We start from the raw sequence: 14,780 nt of genomic DNA, 5'->3' as shown, positions 1-14,780 counted from the left end.
GTGATGTGCTGGGTCAGAGGTGATAAAAATCCAGCACCGAGTTGATGGTGTCGTTGAGCAGCAAGGCGTGTTTGCGCGTGATCAACCAACTGTCGCCATGGGGTTTGAGGCTGTAGGTGGCATGCCCATAAAACTGCTCCGACGTGGCCAGCCGATAAAACAGCGTGTGCCAGTTCAACTTCACTTCCAGTAACCCGCCCGGTTGCTCGGCAATGCGCACGTTATTGATCAAGTGCAACGTGCGCGGCATCGGCGTGGCCGACGCGGCCTTACCCGTACGCAAACGGAACACGCGGTCTTCCAGGCCCGAACGGTTGGCGTAATAGATCAGCGACATCTCGCGCTTGGGGTCGCGGGTGTACACGTGTTCCGAGTCCCATTGCGGCAGGTGGAACTCACTCTGCGGGTCGAACAGCTGCACATAGGCGTCCCAGTCCTGTGCGTCGCACAGCTCGGATTTACGGTAGAAAAACTGTTCGATCCGGTACTGCAATTGCGCATTCATCACTTCACCTCCCGCAGTTTCAGCGCTTGTTGGTCCAGGCCCTTGAGGAGGAACTGCTGCCAGTTGCGGTGCTGGTTGACGTACAGGCCTTCATGGGTGAATTCGGTGCCGGTCATCGCCGGTTGGATGCCGATGGCTTCGCTGTTCGGCGTGGGCCCGGTCTCCCAGCGGTGGCTGCCGCGCGAGATATCGCTCCAGCGTTCCAGCCTGCCCTGGAAACCGCGCTGGGCTTCGCGAAACTCCACCAGGTCATCCGGTGTGCCCATGCCGGACACGTTAAAGAAGTCCTCAAACTGGCGGATGCGGTTTTCACGGTCGGCATCCGACTCGTTCTTCACGCCCAGGCACTGGCTGATGATCTCGGTCTTGTTCCACGCCACCGGGCGAATAATCCGCAGCTGCGAGCTGATCTGGTCGAGGAAGAACAGGCTCGGGTAGATGTTCAGGTTGCGCAGGCGGTGCATCATCCACTCGGCCTTTTGCTGGCCATGTTCTTCCACCAGGCGCGGCATGATGGTGGCGTAGCCCGAGCGCACCGTCGGGTTGGGCATGTCGCTGAACAACACGCTGTGGCCATTGTTGAAGGCGAACCAGCCGTCATCGGTATTCGCGTCGCCCGCGCCGAGCTTGCTGTAGTCCAGCGTGGTGCCTGCGCCGCTGCCGTTTTCGGTGTTCACCTGCTGGCGATGCTGCACCGTGGCCACGTAGTTGTAGTGCACGGTGCTGACGTGATAACCGTCCAGGCCGTTTTCGTTTTGCAGCTTCCAGTTGCCGTCGTAGGTGTAGGCCGATTTACCCGGCAGCACTTCCAGCTCACCCGTGGCGGACTGCGCGACCATCATGTCGAAGAACACTTTGGCGTCGCCGAGGAAGTCTTCCAGGCTGTCGGTGCCGTTTACGTCCAGGCTGATAAATACAAAACCCTTATAGCTTTCGATGCGCGCCTTTTTCAGTCCGCGTGTGGCTTTGTCGAAGCCTTCCGGGTACTCGCCCGGCGCCTTGACCTTCACCAGCCGGCCATCGCTCTTGTAGCACCAGGCATGGAACGGGCACGTAAAGGTCGATTGGTTGCCCTTGCCGACGCGCGTGAGCGTGGTGCCGCGATGCTGGCAGGCGTTGATCAGCGCATTCAGCTGGCCCTCGCCATCGCGGGTGATGATCATCGGCTGGCGCCCGGCGCGCATCGTCACGAAGTCGTGGTTATTCGCCAGCTCGCTTTCGTGGCAGGCGTAGATCCAATTCTTTTCGAAGATCAGTTCCATCTCCAGGTCGAACAGTTCCGTCTCGGTGAACATGTCGCGGGCGATGCGGAACACTTCATCGGCCGGGCGAAAGTCCAGGCAGCTTTCGATGAATGTTTTCCACTGCTCGACGCTTTTTGCACCACTCATGGGAGGCACCTTTTTGATAGAGGCTGATCGGTGGTCCATTAGAGGCAGCGGGGCAGGGTGCGGGCTATCCGCTTAATGGGCAGAGATGGGCCGCATAGTTGGGGGGGCATAGTTGGGGCGCATAGTTGGGCAGCAAATACCCAGTTCGGTGCAGCCAGGTGACGCGATGCGCTACTGTCATACCAAGGGAAAGCCGCAAAAAACGGCGGCTTATCCACATAGTCGACCGTTGCTATCCACCCCGTTGCATTCACGCGGGCGTGGCGTAGAACTTGCTGTCGATTGTTAACGACGCGCCGCCAGAGCGCGCAACCGCCTAACCGCCGTGGGTGCAGCCTGATGAGTAGCCATACACGCGAAATCCATATTCAACGCTTCGACCTCGAAGGCGCCTGCAGCTGGATGTCCGGAATTTGTGGGCCGCACCGCCTGGCGACCTCGACACCCGAGCGCCTGCGCTTTCACCACAGTGCCAACGTGTTCAAGTCCCGCGCCACCACCCTGGGCGTGATCGAATACGGCACCGACGTGACTATCGGCATCGAAGACGCCGAGCACTTCAGCAGCTACAGCCTGAGCCTGCCGTTGGTGGGCGAGCAGGAGTTGAGCAAGAACGGCGAGCGCTTGAGTTCCAACCGCGACCAAGGCGTGATCCTGTCGCCCAACGAGCACCAAGTGCTGGCGATATCCGGTGACTGCCGCAAGTTGCAGGTGGTGATCACGCGGGCGGCGATGAGTGAATCGCTGGAGGCGTTGCTGCAACGGCCGATTGAGGCGCCGTTGCGTTTTGAATCGGTGATGGACGCGGTGGACGGCGCGTCGGCGTCCTGGTGGCGCATGGCGCGCTACTTTATCGCCGAGCTTGAGCGCAGCAGCGAGCTGTATGAGCAGGCGGCGTTTACCCGTGACCTGCAAAGCTCGCTGATCAAAGGGTTGATCCTCGCCCAGCCGAATAATTATTCAGAAGAACTGCGCGACGTGCTGGGCGTGAAGCTGCCGCATTATTTGATTCGTGCGCGGCAGTACATCCACGACAACGCCCGTGAAGCGGTGCATTTGGAGGATCTGGAAACGGCTGCGGGCGTGTCGCGGTTCAAGCTGTTTGATGCGTTTCGCAAGTACTTTGCGCTGTCGCCCATGGCGTATTTGAAGAAGTACCGGTTGGGGGCGGTGCGCCAGGAAATTCTGGAGCATGGATCTACTCGGACCATTTCCGAGATTGCCCTGGGTTGGGGCTTTACCCATTTGGGGCGGTTCTCGGCGGAGTACCGCAAGCTCTTTGATGAGTCCCCCAGCCAAACCCTGCAACGCAAGCGCCTGCGCAGCCTTTAAACCTGATGAAGATCCAACTGTGGGAGCGGGCTTGCTCGCGAATGCGGTGGTTCAGCCAGCACATGCATTGACTGACACACCGCATTCGCGAGCAAGCCCGCTCCCACATTGGATCTAGGGTGTTTGGGAGATCTCAGATCAGTTCTTCTACCAGTTGTAAACAATGACTCAGCCCCGGCGACTGATCATTCACCCTCCGGCTCAGAATAATCGGCGAGGTCGCAGTGCTTTCCACAATCGGCGTGTAACCAATATCCGCCCTGTGCAGCACCTGCACCGAGGCCGGCACCAGCGTCACGCCCATGCCCGCGCCGACCAGGCCGATGGCGGTCTGCAATTCGTTAGTCCACTGCGCCACCTTGAGGCTCAAGCCGTGGGCGTCGAACAGCGCGATCACATGGTCGGCATAACTGGGGCGCGGGTTGCCGGGGTACAGCACAAACGGCTCGGCGGCCAGCTGGGCGAGGGTGGCGGGCGCTTCCAGCAGCGGGTGCCCGGCGGGCAGCACGGCCACCAGCCGATCCTCCACCAGCACGCGCTGGACGATGGCCGGGTCGTCGATGCGAATCCGCCCGAAACCCACGTCAATCCGCCCGGCCTTGAGCGCTTCGACCTGCTGCAAGGTGGTCATCTCCGACAAGCCCAACTCCAGCTCCAGCATCTCATGGTTGCGCAGCCGCCGAATCAATTCCGGCAACACGCCGTACAAGGTCGACGGCGCAAAACCGATGCCCAGCCAGGTCTTTTCGCCCTGGCCGATGCGCCGCGTGTTGTCGCAGACCTTGCCCAGTTGCTCGAGCAGCACATTGGCGTGCTCATAGAAAAACCGCCCGGCCTCGGTCAGCCGCAGCGGTCGGCCGCGCTCCAGCAGAATCACGCCCAATTCATCTTCCAATTGATGGATCTGCCGGCTCAACGGCGGCTGGGCGATGTGCAGGCGTTCGGCGGCGCGGGTGAAGTTCAGCGTTTCACCCAGCACCTGGAAATAGCGCAGATGACGCAGTTCCATGGCGGCTCCTTTCATACCTTGAAGGTATTGTGCGAGACCCATTCTATATTGGAAGCCAGGAAAAATACGGCACAGAATCGGCGCAAATCTATAAAGAACCCAATGGGTATAGCCATGCCGATTTGCGCCATCGAGTCGATTGAAACGATCATCGTCGACCTTCCCACCATTCGCCCGCACAAGCTGGCGATGCACACCATGCAAAACCAGACGTTGGTGATCATCCGCCTGCGTTGCGCCGACGGCATCGAAGGCATTGGCGAAGCCACCACCATCGGCGGGCTGAGCTACGGCAATGAAAGCCCCGACAGCATCAAGGTCAACATCGACCGGCACTTCGCGCCCCTGTTGATTGGCCAGGACGCGAGCAATATCAACGCGGCCATGTTGCGCCTGGAGCGCAGCATTCGGGGCAACACCTTTGCCAAGTCCGGCATCGAGAGCGCCTTGCTCGATGCATTGGGTAAACGCCTCAACCTGCCGGTCAGTGAATTGCTTGGCGGGCGCGTGCGCGATGCCTTGCCGGTGGCCTGGACATTGGCAAGCGGCAACACCGAACAGGACATCGCCGAGGCCGAGAAGATGCTCGACCTGCGCCGCCATCGTATCTTCAAATTGAAGATCGGCGCCGGTGAGGTCAGCCGCGACCTGGCCCACGTGATCGCGATCAAACAGGCGGTTGGCGAGCGCGCCAGTGTGCGCGTCGACGTCAACCAGGCCTGGGACGAAGCGGTGGCCCTGCGCGCGTGCAAGGTGCTCGGCGATAACGGCATCGACTTGATCGAACAACCCATCTCGCGCAACAACCGCAGCGGCATGGCGCGGCTGAATCTGTCGAGCCCGGCGCCGATCATGGCCGATGAGTCCATCGAATGCGTGGAAGACGCCTTCAACCTGGCCCGCGAAGGCGCAGCCTCGGTGTTCGCCCTCAAGATCGCCAAGAACGGCGGCCCGCGGGCGGTGTTGCGTACGGCTGCGATTGCCGAAGCGGCCGGTATCGGCTTGTACGGCGGCACCATGCTCGAAGGCGGCATCGGCACCCTGGCCTCGGCGCATGCCTTCCTGACCTTGAACAAGCTGACCTGGGACACCGAACTGTTCGGCCCGCTGCTGCTCACCGAAGACATCCTCACCGAGCCGCCGGTGTACCGCGATTTCCAGCTGCATGTCTCCACTGCACCAGGCCTGGGCCTGAGCATTGATGAAGAGCGTTTGGCGTTCTTCCGTCGTGACAAACACTAAGAGGCGCCTGCCATGTTGTTCCACGTAAAAATGACCGTGAACCTGCCCCTGGACATGAACCCCGAGCGCGCGGCCGGCCTCAAGGCTGAGGAAAAAGCCCTGGCGCAGCGGCTGCAACAAGAGGGCAAATGGCGCCACCTGTGGCGCATCGCCGGGCACTACGCCAACTACAGCGTGTTCGACGTCGACAGCGTGCAAGACCTGCACGACCTGCTGATGCAACTGCCGCTTTTCCCATATATGGCCATCGAAGTGAATGCGCTGTGCCGGCACCCTTCGTCGATCCATGAAGACGACCGCTGAGCCTGTTTTGCCCCCAATAATTACAAGATGAGGATTGCACCATGTCCATCCGACTGTCCCAGACTGCCCATGCCCAAGCGTTTCTCGAAGAAGCCAGCGGCCACCACAACGACGGCGGCAACCCGCGCGCCAAGGCGCTGATCTACCGAATTTTGCGCGATACGGTAAACATCATCGAAGACCTGGAAGTGACCCCGGAAGAGTTCTGGAAGGCGGTCAATTACCTCAACGAGCTGGGTAAAAATCAGGAAGCGGGGCTGCTCGCTGCCGGGTTGGGCCTGGAGCATTACCTCGATTTGCTGATGGATGCTGCGGACGAGGAAGCCGGCAAATCCGGTGGCACGCCACGCACCATCGAAGGCCCGCTGTACGTGGCCGGCGCGCCGCTGAGCAAGTACGAAGCACGGTTGGATGATGGCAAGGACGACGCGGTGCCGCTGTTTATGCGCGGGCAAGTGCGCGATACCGATGGCAAGCCGTTGGCGGGCGCGATTGTCGATGTGTGGCAGGCCAATACCGCTGGTACCTATTCGTGGTTTGACCCGGCGCAATCGGAGTTCAACCTGCGTCGACGCATCGAGACCGATGCCCAGGGCAATTACCGTTTTCGCAGCATTGTGCCGTCCGGCTACGGCTGCCCGCCGAGCGGGCCGACGCAACAGTTGCTCGACCAACTGGGGCGCCACGGGCAGCGGCCGGCGCATATTCACTTCTTCATCTCGGCGCCGGGGCATCGGCATTTGACCACGCAGATCAACCTGTCGGATGACCCGTACCTGCACGATGATTTTGCCTATGCGACGCGGGATGAGTTGATTGCCGAGATTCGCTTCAGTGACGATCAGCAGCTGGCGCGGGAGTTTGGCGTGGAAGGGCGGTTTGCGCAGATTGATTTTGACTTTGAGTTGCAACTGGCTGACGCGCCTGTAGAGCAAAAACGCATGCAACGCGTGCGCGCCCTCGAAGACTAAACCCGAACTGATCGTTCCCGCGCTCTGCTGATCGTTCCCACGCTCTGCGTGGGAATGCCGCCCTGGAGGCTCCGCGTCCGCTCTTAAAGGCATGACGCAGAGCGTCACAGGATGCATTCCCACGCAGAGCGTGGGAACGATCGTCGGGTTATTTGCGCACCACGAGGTCCAACACCTCATCCCGATCCTTGATCTTTTGCAACACAATCTCCGAGCGAATATCCATCACCCCCGCCGTGCGGTTCAGGTGGTTCACGATAAAGTCGGAAAAGTGTTTCAAATTCCGCGCCTGCACCCGCAGCACATAATTGCTGGCGCCGGTAATCACATACGCACTGGCTACCTCCGGCCAGCCTTGCACCTTCTTGATAAACGTCTCGTGCCAATCCTCCACATCCTGGCGCAAGGACAGGTGCACGATGGCTTCCAGCTCGATCCCTAACTGCTCGGCATTCAACACGGCGCGGTAGCCGCTGATGATTCCCTCGCTCTCCAGCAGGCGCAAACGGCGCAGGCAGGCGGAAGGCGACAGGGCGACTTTTTCCGCCAGTTCCTGGTTGCTGATACGGCCATCCTGTTGCAAAAAATGCAGGAGGCGCAGGTCGGTGGCGTCGAGAATCATGGTTAGAATAAATCCGCGTGTTTTGGGGTTAAATTCGAATTTCCTACAGCTTAATTAGCTTGTTGCCTAAAACTTTGCACGAAAATTCTGTAAATCTTCGCTCATTATTTGGTCCATCTTCACTTATAAAAACCAGGACAGCCCATGACCACCCCAAGCCACTGCCAAGCCCTCGATGCCCAGGACCCGCTGGCGCCACTGCGTCACCAGTTCGCCTTGCCCGAGGGCGTGATCTACCTCGACGGCAACTCCCTCGGCGCGCGCCCGCTCGCAGCGTTGGCACGAGCGCAACAGGTGATCGCCGAAGAGTGGGGCAATGGCTTGATTCGCAGCTGGAACAGCGCCGGTTGGGCGGATTTGTCTCTACGCCTGGGCAACCGCCTGGCACCGCTGATTGGTGCGCGCGACGGTGAAGTGGCGATCACTGATACCACCTCGATCAACCTGTTCAAGGTGCTCAGCGCCGCGCTGAGTGTGCAGCGCCAACACCAGCCGAATCGCAAGGTGATCGTCAGCGAGGCGAGCAACTTCCCCACCGACCTGTACATCGCCGAAGGCCTGGCCGAATTGCTGCAACAGGGCTATTCATTACGACTGGTCAACAGCCCCGACGAGCTGCCGCAGGCTGTCGGCGAGGACGTGGCTGTGGTGATGCTCACCCACGTCAACTACAAGACCGGCTACATGTACGACATGCAGGCGCTTACCGCGTTGAGCCACGAATGCGGCGCCTTGAGCATCTGGGACCTGGCGCATTCGGCGGGCGCGGTGCCTGTCGACTTGCACAAGGCCGAGGCTGATTACGCGATCGGCTGCACCTACAAATACCTCAATGGCGGGCCAGGCTCCCAGGCGTTTGTGTGGGTGAACCCGGCGTTGGTGGACGTGGTGCGCCAGCCGCTGTCGGGCTGGTTCGGGCATACCCGGCAGTTCGCCATGGAAGCTCAATACGCGCCAAGCGCCGGCATCGCGCGCTACCTGTGCGGCACTCAGCCGATCACTTCGTTGGCCATGGTCGAATGCGGCCTGGAGATCTTTGCCCAGACCGACATGGCCAGCCTGCGCGCTAAATCCCTGGCGTTGACTGATTTGTTTATCGCCTTGGTCGAAGCTCGCTGCGCCGCCCACGGCCTGACGCTGATCACGCCACGTGAGCACGCAAAACGCGGCAGCCATGTGAGCTTCGAACACCCTGAAGGCTACGCGGTGATCCAGGCGCTGATCGCCCTTGGCGTGATCGGTGATTACCGCGAGCCGCGCATCATGCGGTTTGGTTTTACGCCGTTGTATACGAGCTTTACCGAGGTGTTTGACGCCGTGGAAATCCTCGGTGAAATCCTCGATAACGCCACGTGGGACCAGCCGCAATTCAAAGTGCGCAACAGCGTCACCTAAGAGCACCACCACACTAATGTGGGAGCTGGCTTGCCTGCGATAGCGGTGGTGAATTCACTGAAGTCATCGCAGGCAAGCCAGCTCCCACAGGGTTCGGCACCGGCAGTAACAATCACAATAATAAAGGGGCACACCACGTGACCACACCCGACAACGGCTTTGCAGAGATCACCCACCGCGAACTGGGCCTGAGGCGCCAGCTGACTTCCGGCCAGATGAGCATGATCGCCATCGGTGGCGCCATCGGCACCGGGCTGTTCATGGGCAGCGCCTATGCCATCGGTTATGCCGGGCCAAGTGTATTGGTGAGTTACGCCATCGGCGCGCTGATCACCTTGCTGTTGATGGGCTGCCTGGCGGAGATGACGGTGGCGCATTCCACTTCGGGCTCGTTCGGCGCTTACGCCGAGTTCTACATCAGCCCGCTGGCCGGGTTCCTGGTGCGCTATGCCTACTGGGCAGCGATTGTGCTGGCGGTGGGCGCCGAGGTCACGGCGGTGGCGATGTACATGAAGTACTGGTTCGCCAACGTGCCGGAATGGGTGTGGATCGTGTCGTTTTCCAGTGTGCTGATCCTGCTCAATGCAATCAGCGTGAAGACCTTCGGCAACTTCGAATACTGGTTCTCGACCATCAAGATCAGCGCCATCGTCGGCTTCATCATCCTCGCCGTGTATGTGGTGTTCGGCTCTGGCAACCCGGATTACGGCGTGCAGAACTACACCGCCCACGGCGGTTTTTTACCCCATGGCTTGAGCGGCATGTGGATCGCGGTGATTGTGTCGATCTTCAGCTACTTGAGCGTGGAGATGATCGCGGTGGCCGCCGGTGAAGCCGCCGACCCGGAGCAGGCGGTGAAGAAGGCCTTTCGCGCGACTATCGTGCGGTTGGTGGTGTTTTACCTGCTGACGGTGGCGCTGATGCTGGCCATCGTGCCCTGGAACCAGGCTGGCCAAACCCAGAGCCCGTTTGTCACGGTGATGCAGACCATCGGCATTCCCGGCGCCACCGGGGTGATGAACTTCGTGATTCTGATCGCCGCGTTGTCGGCGATGAACAGCCAGTTGTATATCACCACACGCATGATGTTCAGCCTCTCGCGCGCAGGCTTTGCGCCCAAGTCCATGGGCGCCTTGAGCAAGAACGGGATTCCGCTTAACGCGTTGCTGCTGTCCAGTTCGGGCATTGCCTTGGCGACCTTGCTGAACGTGGTGTACCCGGAAAGCTCGTTCACGCTGATGATGGCGATCTCGATGTTTGGCGCGGTCTTCACCTGGTTCATGATCTTCCTCACGCACCTGTTTTTCCGCCGCCACCGCAAGCGCCACGGCGGCGCGAAGCTGTCGTTCCAGCTGCGTCTGTTTCCCTACAGCACACTGTTGGGCCTGGTGCTGATGGGCGCGGTGATGATCACCACGTACTTCACCGAAGCGTTCAAGATGACGCTGGTGTTCGGCGTGCCGTTCCTGCTGATTCTGTCGGCGGTGTATTACGGGTTTTTCCGCAAGGGCAGGGCCAAGGCGTCAAACAAGGCCTTGGCGTAACCGGGCAATTGCTCGAAGGAACGCGCGCACAGCAGCAGTTTGCGGCAGGCCCAGTCTTCTTGCAGAGGCTGGGCTTTGAAGCGCTGCTCCGAGGGCCAGCGTTCCAATGCGGCCTGGGGCACGATGCCCAGGCCGGCGCCGCCTGCGACCATGCGAATCAGCCCATCAAACCCGTCGGCGCGGATGCGTGTTTGTAGGCGAAAGCCCGCGTGCAGCGCCTGTTCTTCCAGGTACACCGCGAGTGCGCTGTTGGCGGCCAAGCCGACGAAATCGTATTGCAGGCTGTCGATGAAACTCGCCGTGGTCAGCGGATGGTCGAGCGGCATGATCAGCACCAGCGGGTCGTCGCGAAACGCCAGGGTCTGCAGGCCATGGGTGTCGACTGCGTCGGAAATAATCCCCAGGTCTGCCGTGCCCTGGCGCAAGGCTTGGGTGATGCGCAGGCTGGGCAGTTCCTGCAGGTCGATATCGAGGTTGGGGTGTTCGCGCAAAAAATCCGCGAGCAGTTCCGGCAGGTATTCGCTCAGGGCGGTGGTGTTGCACAGCAGGCGCACCTGGCCTTTGACGCCATTGGCGTACTCGGCCAGGTCTTGTTGCAGGTGCTCGGCCTGTTGCAGCAGCAGGCGCGCGTGGCGGGCCAGGGCCTTTCCCGCTGGCGTGGGTGTGACGCCACGGCGGCCGCGTTCAAGGAACTCGATACCCAATGAAGCCTCCATGGCGCGGATGCGCGCGCTGGCGGCGGCGAGGGATAAATGGCTGCGGGCTGCGCCGGCGGTGATGTTGCCGGTGTCGAGGATGTGCAGGTAAAGGCGCAGGTCGATCAGGTCAAAGTGCATGGCTGAAAATTCCCGGTGATTGGACTGGCCTCATCGCAGCCTCACACAAAACAAGAGGCTGCCTCAGTATATGGCGAATTTTCATAACCGCCTTAACGCCGCACAATGCCCCCATGACTACCTTCCTGGCGTTCTACCAACACCTCGGCCCGGCCCTGACCCTGTTGGTCATCGGCACCTTCCTGCTGGCCGGCACCGTCAAGGGCGTGATCGGCCTGGGCCTGCCCACCGTGGCCATGGGCATGCTCGGCCTGGCTATGCTTCCGGCGCAGGCTGCGGCATTACTCATCATTCCCTCTACGGTAACCAACCTCTGGCAACTGGCATTTGGCGGCCAGTTGAGCGCGCTGCTCAAGCGCCTGTGGCCAATGCTGTTGCTGATTTTCCTCGGCACCGGGCTCGGCACGTTGTGGCTCGGCATGGACGGCGGCCATTGGGTGGTGCGCGCGTTGGGTGGCGCGTTGCTGGTGTATGCGTTGAGCGGGTTGTTCTTGCCCACGTTCAAGGTGCAGCCTCGCACCGAGCGCTGGCTGGGGCCGTTGTGTGGGCTGATCACCGGCATTATCACCTCGGCCACTGGTGTATTCGTGATTCCCGCCGTGCCGTATCTGCAAGCCTTGGGCTTGAACCGTGATCAGTTGGTGCAGGCGCCGGGGCTGTCGTTCACCGTTTCGACCTTGGCGCTGGCGGCCGGTCTGGCGTGGCGTGGCACCCTCGGCGGCGGCGAAATCAACGCCTCTTTGTTGGCGTTGGTGCCTGCGCTGTTGGGCATGTGGCTGGGCCAGGCACTGCGTCAGCGCATCAGTGCAGTGCTGTTCAAACGGGTCTTTTTTATCGGCATGGCGCTGCTGGGCGGCCATTTGCTGATCAGCGGTTAAATCAAGAGTACGGCGTTATTCGTGCCTTTTGATCAAATGTATTTTGCCGCACCGCTGCTTATTCCAAGGGCGCAATGTCGATAGCCTGCCGGCAGACATTGCTAACCCTTTGGATTCCCTCCCATGAAAAAAGTACTTCTGCTTAACGGCGGCAAAAAATTCGCCCATTCCGACGGCCGCTACAACACCACCCTGCATGACGCTGCCGTGGCGGTGCTGGACCGTGGCGGTATCGATGTCAAAGTTACGCACATCGACGCAGGCTACGACGTGGCCGAAGAAGTCGCCAAATTCCTCTGGGCCGATGTGATCATCTACCAGATGCCCGGCTGGTGGATGGGCGCGCCGTGGATCGTCAAGAAGTACATCGACGAAGTCTTCACCGAAGGCCATGGCAGCCTGTATGCCAGCGACGGCCGCACCCGTTCCGACGCGTCGCAGAAATACGGCAGCGGCGGCCTGATCCAGGGCAAGCAGTACATGCTGTCGCTGACCTGGAACGCGCCGCAGCAAGCCTTCGACGACCCGACGGATTTCTTCGAAGCCAAGGGCGTCGACGCGGTGTACTTCCCGTTCCACAAGGCCAACGAGTTCCTCGGCATGACCGGCCTGCCGACCTTCCTGTGCGTAGACGTAATGAAACGCCCGGCCATCGAGGCGGACGTGGCGCGCTACGAGCAGCATCTGGCGCAGGTGTTCAACTTCACGGTGTAAGCTGCTACTCACCGATCAAGAAGGACAGCCCGTGAAAGCCCGATCCGATGAGTTACAGATCTTCGTCAGCGTGATTGAGTGCGGCTCGATTTCCGCCGCAGCGGAGCAGGTCGGGCAGACGCCGTCGGCGGTCAGCCGCACCTTGTCGCGCCTGGAAGCCAAGCTCGACACCACACTGATCAACCGCACCACCCGGCGCATGGACCTGACCGAAGAGGGCAAATACTTCTTCGAGCAGGCCAAGGTGATCCTGGCGCAGATGGATGAGCTGGAAGAGCGCCTGTCGTCGCGCCAGAAAAACCCGGCCGGGCGCCTGCGCATCAACGCCGCCGTGCCCTTCATGCTGCACGGGATCGTGCCGTACATCGCCGAGTTTCGCAGCCTCTACCCGGAAATCCAGCTGGAGCTGAACAGCGATGACCTGATCATCGACCTGCTGGAACAGAGCACCGACATTGCCATCCGCATCGGTGCCCTGGCCGACTCCACGCTGCACGCGCGGTCGCTGGGTTGTACGCCGCTGCATATCCTGGCCAGCCCCGACTACCTCAAACAATTCGGCACGCCGACCACGGTGGCCGAGTTGGCAGACCATACCTTGCTGGGCTTTACCCAGACTGAAACCCTCAACCACTGGCCGCTACGCCATGTGGAGGGCGACCGTTGGCTGATCCAGCCGAGTGTCGCCGCTTCCAGTGGCGAGACCCTGCGCCAGTTGGCGCTGGAAGGGCAGGGCATTTGCTGCCTGTCGAACTTCATGACGGTCGAGGACATCAACGCCGGGCGCCTGGTGCCGGTGCTGGAGGCGTTCAACAGTGGCTATCGCCAGCCGATCCACGCGGTGTTCTACCGCAACTCGCAGTTGGCGTTGCGCATCCAGTGCTTCCTGGACTTCATTCAGACCAAGCTGGCGCGGTATGCCTGCTGATTCGTGACGTGCGCGCAAGATTGAATTGGGCAATCGGGTCTTATTCGACCGGGACGGGTCCGTAACAATGGACCCATCACTTACCCAGTCAGGAGCACACTCCATGAACGTATTCGTAACCGGCGCAGCCGGGTTTATCGGCGGTTCCATCGCCACCGGCCTGGTCAAGGCTGGCCACCGCGTTACCGGCCTGGTGCGCAGCGCCGAACAAGCCACTGAAATGAGCGCCCTCGGTATCACCCCGGTTATTGGCACCCTTGATGACGCAGCCGTGTTGACCGAGCAGGCGCATAAGGCTGATGCGGTAATCAACGCCGCCAGCAGCGACCATCGTGCTGCGGTTGAGACCTTGCTGGCTGCGTTGAAGGGCTCCAATAAACCGTTCCTGCACACCAGCGGTTCGAGCATCGTCGGTGATGCGTCGGGCGGTAAATCCAGCGATGTCATCTACTTTGAAGACAGCCTGCCGGAGCCAACCGTCGACAAGGCTGCCCGCGTGGCCATCGACAACCTGATCCTGGCCGCGGCGAAAGACGGCGTGAACTCGGCGGTGATCTGCAACACCCTGATTTACGGTCACAGCCTGGGCGTGAAGCGTGACAGCGTGCAATTGCCGCGCTTGCTCAAGCAGGCGCGCAAAAGTGGCGTGGTGCGCCATGTCGGCACCGGGCAGAACATCTGGTCCAACGTGCATATTGAAGACGTGGTGGCGCTGTACCTGCTGGCGCTTGAGAAGAATGTGCCAGGCACCTTCTACTTTGTGGAAAGCGGCGAAGCGGCGTTTGTCGACATGACCACGGCGATTGCCGACGCGTTGAAGCTGGGCAAGCCACAGGATTGGCCGTTGGCGGATGCTGAAGCCGAGTGGGGCTATGAAATGGCCAACTATGGTTTGGGCTCCAACAGCCGGGTGCGTGGCAAGCATGCGCGTGAGTTGCTGGGCTGGGCGCCGAAGCGTACTTCTGTGGTTGAGTGGATTCGCAACGAGATGGTGTGATGTTCGCTTAGCACCGCGGCGCGGCTATCGCAGGCAAGCCAGCTCCCACATTTTGGATTGTGAATACATTCAAATGTGGGAGCTGGCTTGCCTGCGATGAAGGCGCCTCGGTC

The 14,780-nt window shown here is 60.6% G+C and carries 15 protein-coding genes; 10 read left to right on the top strand and 5 right to left on the bottom strand.

Annotation, left to right across the window (positions count from 1 at the left end; all coding sequences use genetic code 11):
* Nucleotides 1–13: 13 nt before the first annotated feature.
* Nucleotides 14–505 carry an anthranilate 1,2-dioxygenase small subunit gene (gene antB / locus PspR76_RS25885; RefSeq protein ID WP_159959856.1) on the bottom strand — a complete coding sequence of 164 codons (492 nt, stop codon included), beginning with the start codon at nucleotides 503–505 and terminating at the stop codon, nucleotides 14–16.
* Complete coding sequence (antA, locus tag PspR76_RS25880; RefSeq protein WP_159959854.1) at nucleotides 505–1,896, bottom strand: anthranilate 1,2-dioxygenase large subunit; 1,392 nt, start codon at nucleotides 1,894–1,896, stop codon at nucleotides 505–507. Before antA ends, antB begins: the two co-directional genes overlap by 1 nt.
* 339 nt (nucleotides 1,897–2,235) lie before the next feature.
* Between antA and PspR76_RS25875 the strand changes: the two genes are divergently transcribed.
* Nucleotides 2,236–3,228, top strand: coding sequence for an AraC family transcriptional regulator (locus PspR76_RS25875; RefSeq protein WP_159959852.1), 993 nt, complete (start codon nucleotides 2,236–2,238; stop codon nucleotides 3,226–3,228).
* A gap of 133 nt (nucleotides 3,229–3,361) precedes the next feature.
* Here PspR76_RS25875 and PspR76_RS25870 read toward each other — a convergent pair whose 3' ends face one another.
* A complete protein-coding gene (locus tag PspR76_RS25870) occupies nucleotides 3,362–4,237 on the bottom strand; it encodes a LysR family transcriptional regulator (protein ID WP_159959850.1) in 876 nt (291 codons plus the stop codon).
* A 114-nt stretch (nucleotides 4,238–4,351) separates the two neighbouring features.
* On the opposite strand from PspR76_RS25870, the gene PspR76_RS25865 reads away from it, so the two are divergent.
* From PspR76_RS25865 to catA, 3 genes are read left to right on the top strand one after another with little or no spacing between them, the layout of a single operon-like run.
* Nucleotides 4,352–5,479: a muconate cycloisomerase family protein gene (locus tag PspR76_RS25865; RefSeq protein WP_159959848.1), complete on the top strand. Its 1,128-nt coding sequence runs from the start codon at nucleotides 4,352–4,354 to the stop codon at nucleotides 5,477–5,479.
* Nucleotides 5,480–5,491: 12 nt separating this feature from the next.
* A complete protein-coding gene (gene catC / locus PspR76_RS25860; protein ID WP_016974901.1) occupies nucleotides 5,492–5,782 on the top strand; it encodes a muconolactone Delta-isomerase in 291 nt (96 codons plus the stop codon).
* A 41-nt stretch (nucleotides 5,783–5,823) separates the two neighbouring features.
* Nucleotides 5,824–6,753: a catechol 1,2-dioxygenase gene (catA, locus tag PspR76_RS25855; protein ID WP_159959846.1), complete on the top strand. Its 930-nt coding sequence runs from the start codon at nucleotides 5,824–5,826 to the stop codon at nucleotides 6,751–6,753.
* Between the two features lie 148 nt (nucleotides 6,754–6,901).
* On the opposite strand, the gene PspR76_RS25845 is transcribed toward catA, so the two are convergent.
* Nucleotides 6,902–7,375, bottom strand: coding sequence for an Lrp/AsnC family transcriptional regulator (locus PspR76_RS25845; protein WP_003176072.1), 474 nt, complete (start codon nucleotides 7,373–7,375; stop codon nucleotides 6,902–6,904).
* Nucleotides 7,376–7,519: 144 nt separating this feature from the next.
* Here PspR76_RS25845 and kynU point away from each other — a divergent pair, with 144 nt between their 5' ends.
* Both kynU and PspR76_RS25835 read left to right on the top strand, forming a co-directional pair.
* The gene (gene kynU / locus PspR76_RS25840; RefSeq protein ID WP_159959844.1) at nucleotides 7,520–8,770 is read left to right on the top strand and encodes a kynureninase; all 1,251 of its coding nucleotides are present in this window, start codon (nucleotides 7,520–7,522) and stop codon (nucleotides 8,768–8,770) included.
* A gap of 137 nt (nucleotides 8,771–8,907) precedes the next feature.
* Nucleotides 8,908–10,314, top strand: coding sequence for an amino acid permease (locus PspR76_RS25835; protein ID WP_159959842.1), 1,407 nt, complete (start codon nucleotides 8,908–8,910; stop codon nucleotides 10,312–10,314).
* Here the strand turns inward: PspR76_RS25835 and PspR76_RS25830 are convergent.
* Nucleotides 10,260–11,150, bottom strand: a complete 891-nt coding sequence (locus PspR76_RS25830; RefSeq protein ID WP_159959840.1) for a LysR substrate-binding domain-containing protein — start codon at nucleotides 11,148–11,150, stop codon at nucleotides 10,260–10,262. The genes PspR76_RS25835 and PspR76_RS25830 overlap by 55 nt on opposite strands.
* Nucleotides 11,151–11,263: 113 nt before the next feature.
* On the opposite strand from PspR76_RS25830, the gene PspR76_RS25825 reads away from it, so the two are divergent.
* From PspR76_RS25825 to PspR76_RS25810, 4 genes are all read left to right on the top strand, one after another.
* Entirely contained in the window at nucleotides 11,264–12,028 is a 765-nt protein-coding gene (locus PspR76_RS25825) for a sulfite exporter TauE/SafE family protein (protein ID WP_159959838.1), read from the top strand.
* 123 nt (nucleotides 12,029–12,151) lie between these two features.
* Complete coding sequence (locus PspR76_RS25820; RefSeq protein WP_159959836.1) at nucleotides 12,152–12,742, top strand: NAD(P)H-dependent oxidoreductase; 591 nt, start codon at nucleotides 12,152–12,154, stop codon at nucleotides 12,740–12,742.
* 31 nt (nucleotides 12,743–12,773) lie between these two features.
* Entirely contained in the window at nucleotides 12,774–13,670 is an 897-nt protein-coding gene (locus PspR76_RS25815; RefSeq protein WP_159959834.1) for a LysR family transcriptional regulator, read from the top strand.
* 103 nt (nucleotides 13,671–13,773) lie between these two features.
* Nucleotides 13,774–14,667, top strand: coding sequence for an NAD-dependent epimerase/dehydratase family protein (locus PspR76_RS25810; RefSeq protein WP_159959832.1), 894 nt, complete (start codon nucleotides 13,774–13,776; stop codon nucleotides 14,665–14,667).
* The last annotated feature ends 113 nt before the right edge of the window (nucleotides 14,668–14,780 follow it).

The sequence above is a fragment of the Pseudomonas sp. R76 genome, assembly GCF_009834565.1.
Taxonomy (GTDB): domain Bacteria; phylum Pseudomonadota; class Gammaproteobacteria; order Pseudomonadales; family Pseudomonadaceae; genus Aquipseudomonas.
This window is presented reverse-complemented; position numbering and strand designations above follow the sequence as displayed.

What these genes read in the sequence shown, in the direction of transcription:
- PspR76_RS25875 (WP_159959852.1), top strand. Translation starts at nt 2,236, where the DNA reads ATGAGTAGCCATACACGCGAAATCCATATTCAACGCTTCGACCTCGAA.
- PspR76_RS25825 (WP_159959838.1), top strand. Translation starts at nt 11,264, where the DNA reads ATGACTACCTTCCTGGCGTTCTACCAACACCTCGGCCCGGCCCTGACC.
- kynU (WP_159959844.1), top strand. Translation starts at nt 7,520, where the DNA reads ATGACCACCCCAAGCCACTGCCAAGCCCTCGATGCCCAGGACCCGCTG.
- catA (WP_159959846.1), top strand. Translation starts at nt 5,824, where the DNA reads ATGTCCATCCGACTGTCCCAGACTGCCCATGCCCAAGCGTTTCTCGAA.
- PspR76_RS25830 (WP_159959840.1), bottom strand. Translation starts at nt 11,150, where the DNA reads ATGCACTTTGACCTGATCGACCTGCGCCTTTACCTGCACATCCTCGAC.
- PspR76_RS25845 (WP_003176072.1), bottom strand. Translation starts at nt 7,375, where the DNA reads ATGATTCTCGACGCCACCGACCTGCGCCTCCTGCATTTTTTGCAACAG.
- antB (WP_159959856.1), bottom strand. Translation starts at nt 505, where the DNA reads ATGAATGCGCAATTGCAGTACCGGATCGAACAGTTTTTCTACCGTAAA.
- PspR76_RS25865 (WP_159959848.1), top strand. Translation starts at nt 4,352, where the DNA reads ATGCCGATTTGCGCCATCGAGTCGATTGAAACGATCATCGTCGACCTT.
- PspR76_RS25820 (WP_159959836.1), top strand. Translation starts at nt 12,152, where the DNA reads ATGAAAAAAGTACTTCTGCTTAACGGCGGCAAAAAATTCGCCCATTCC.
- PspR76_RS25870 (WP_159959850.1), bottom strand. Translation starts at nt 4,237, where the DNA reads ATGGAACTGCGTCATCTGCGCTATTTCCAGGTGCTGGGTGAAACGCTG.
- catC (WP_016974901.1), top strand. Translation starts at nt 5,492, where the DNA reads ATGTTGTTCCACGTAAAAATGACCGTGAACCTGCCCCTGGACATGAAC.
- PspR76_RS25810 (WP_159959832.1), top strand. Translation starts at nt 13,774, where the DNA reads ATGAACGTATTCGTAACCGGCGCAGCCGGGTTTATCGGCGGTTCCATC.
- antA (WP_159959854.1), bottom strand. Translation starts at nt 1,896, where the DNA reads ATGAGTGGTGCAAAAAGCGTCGAGCAGTGGAAAACATTCATCGAAAGC.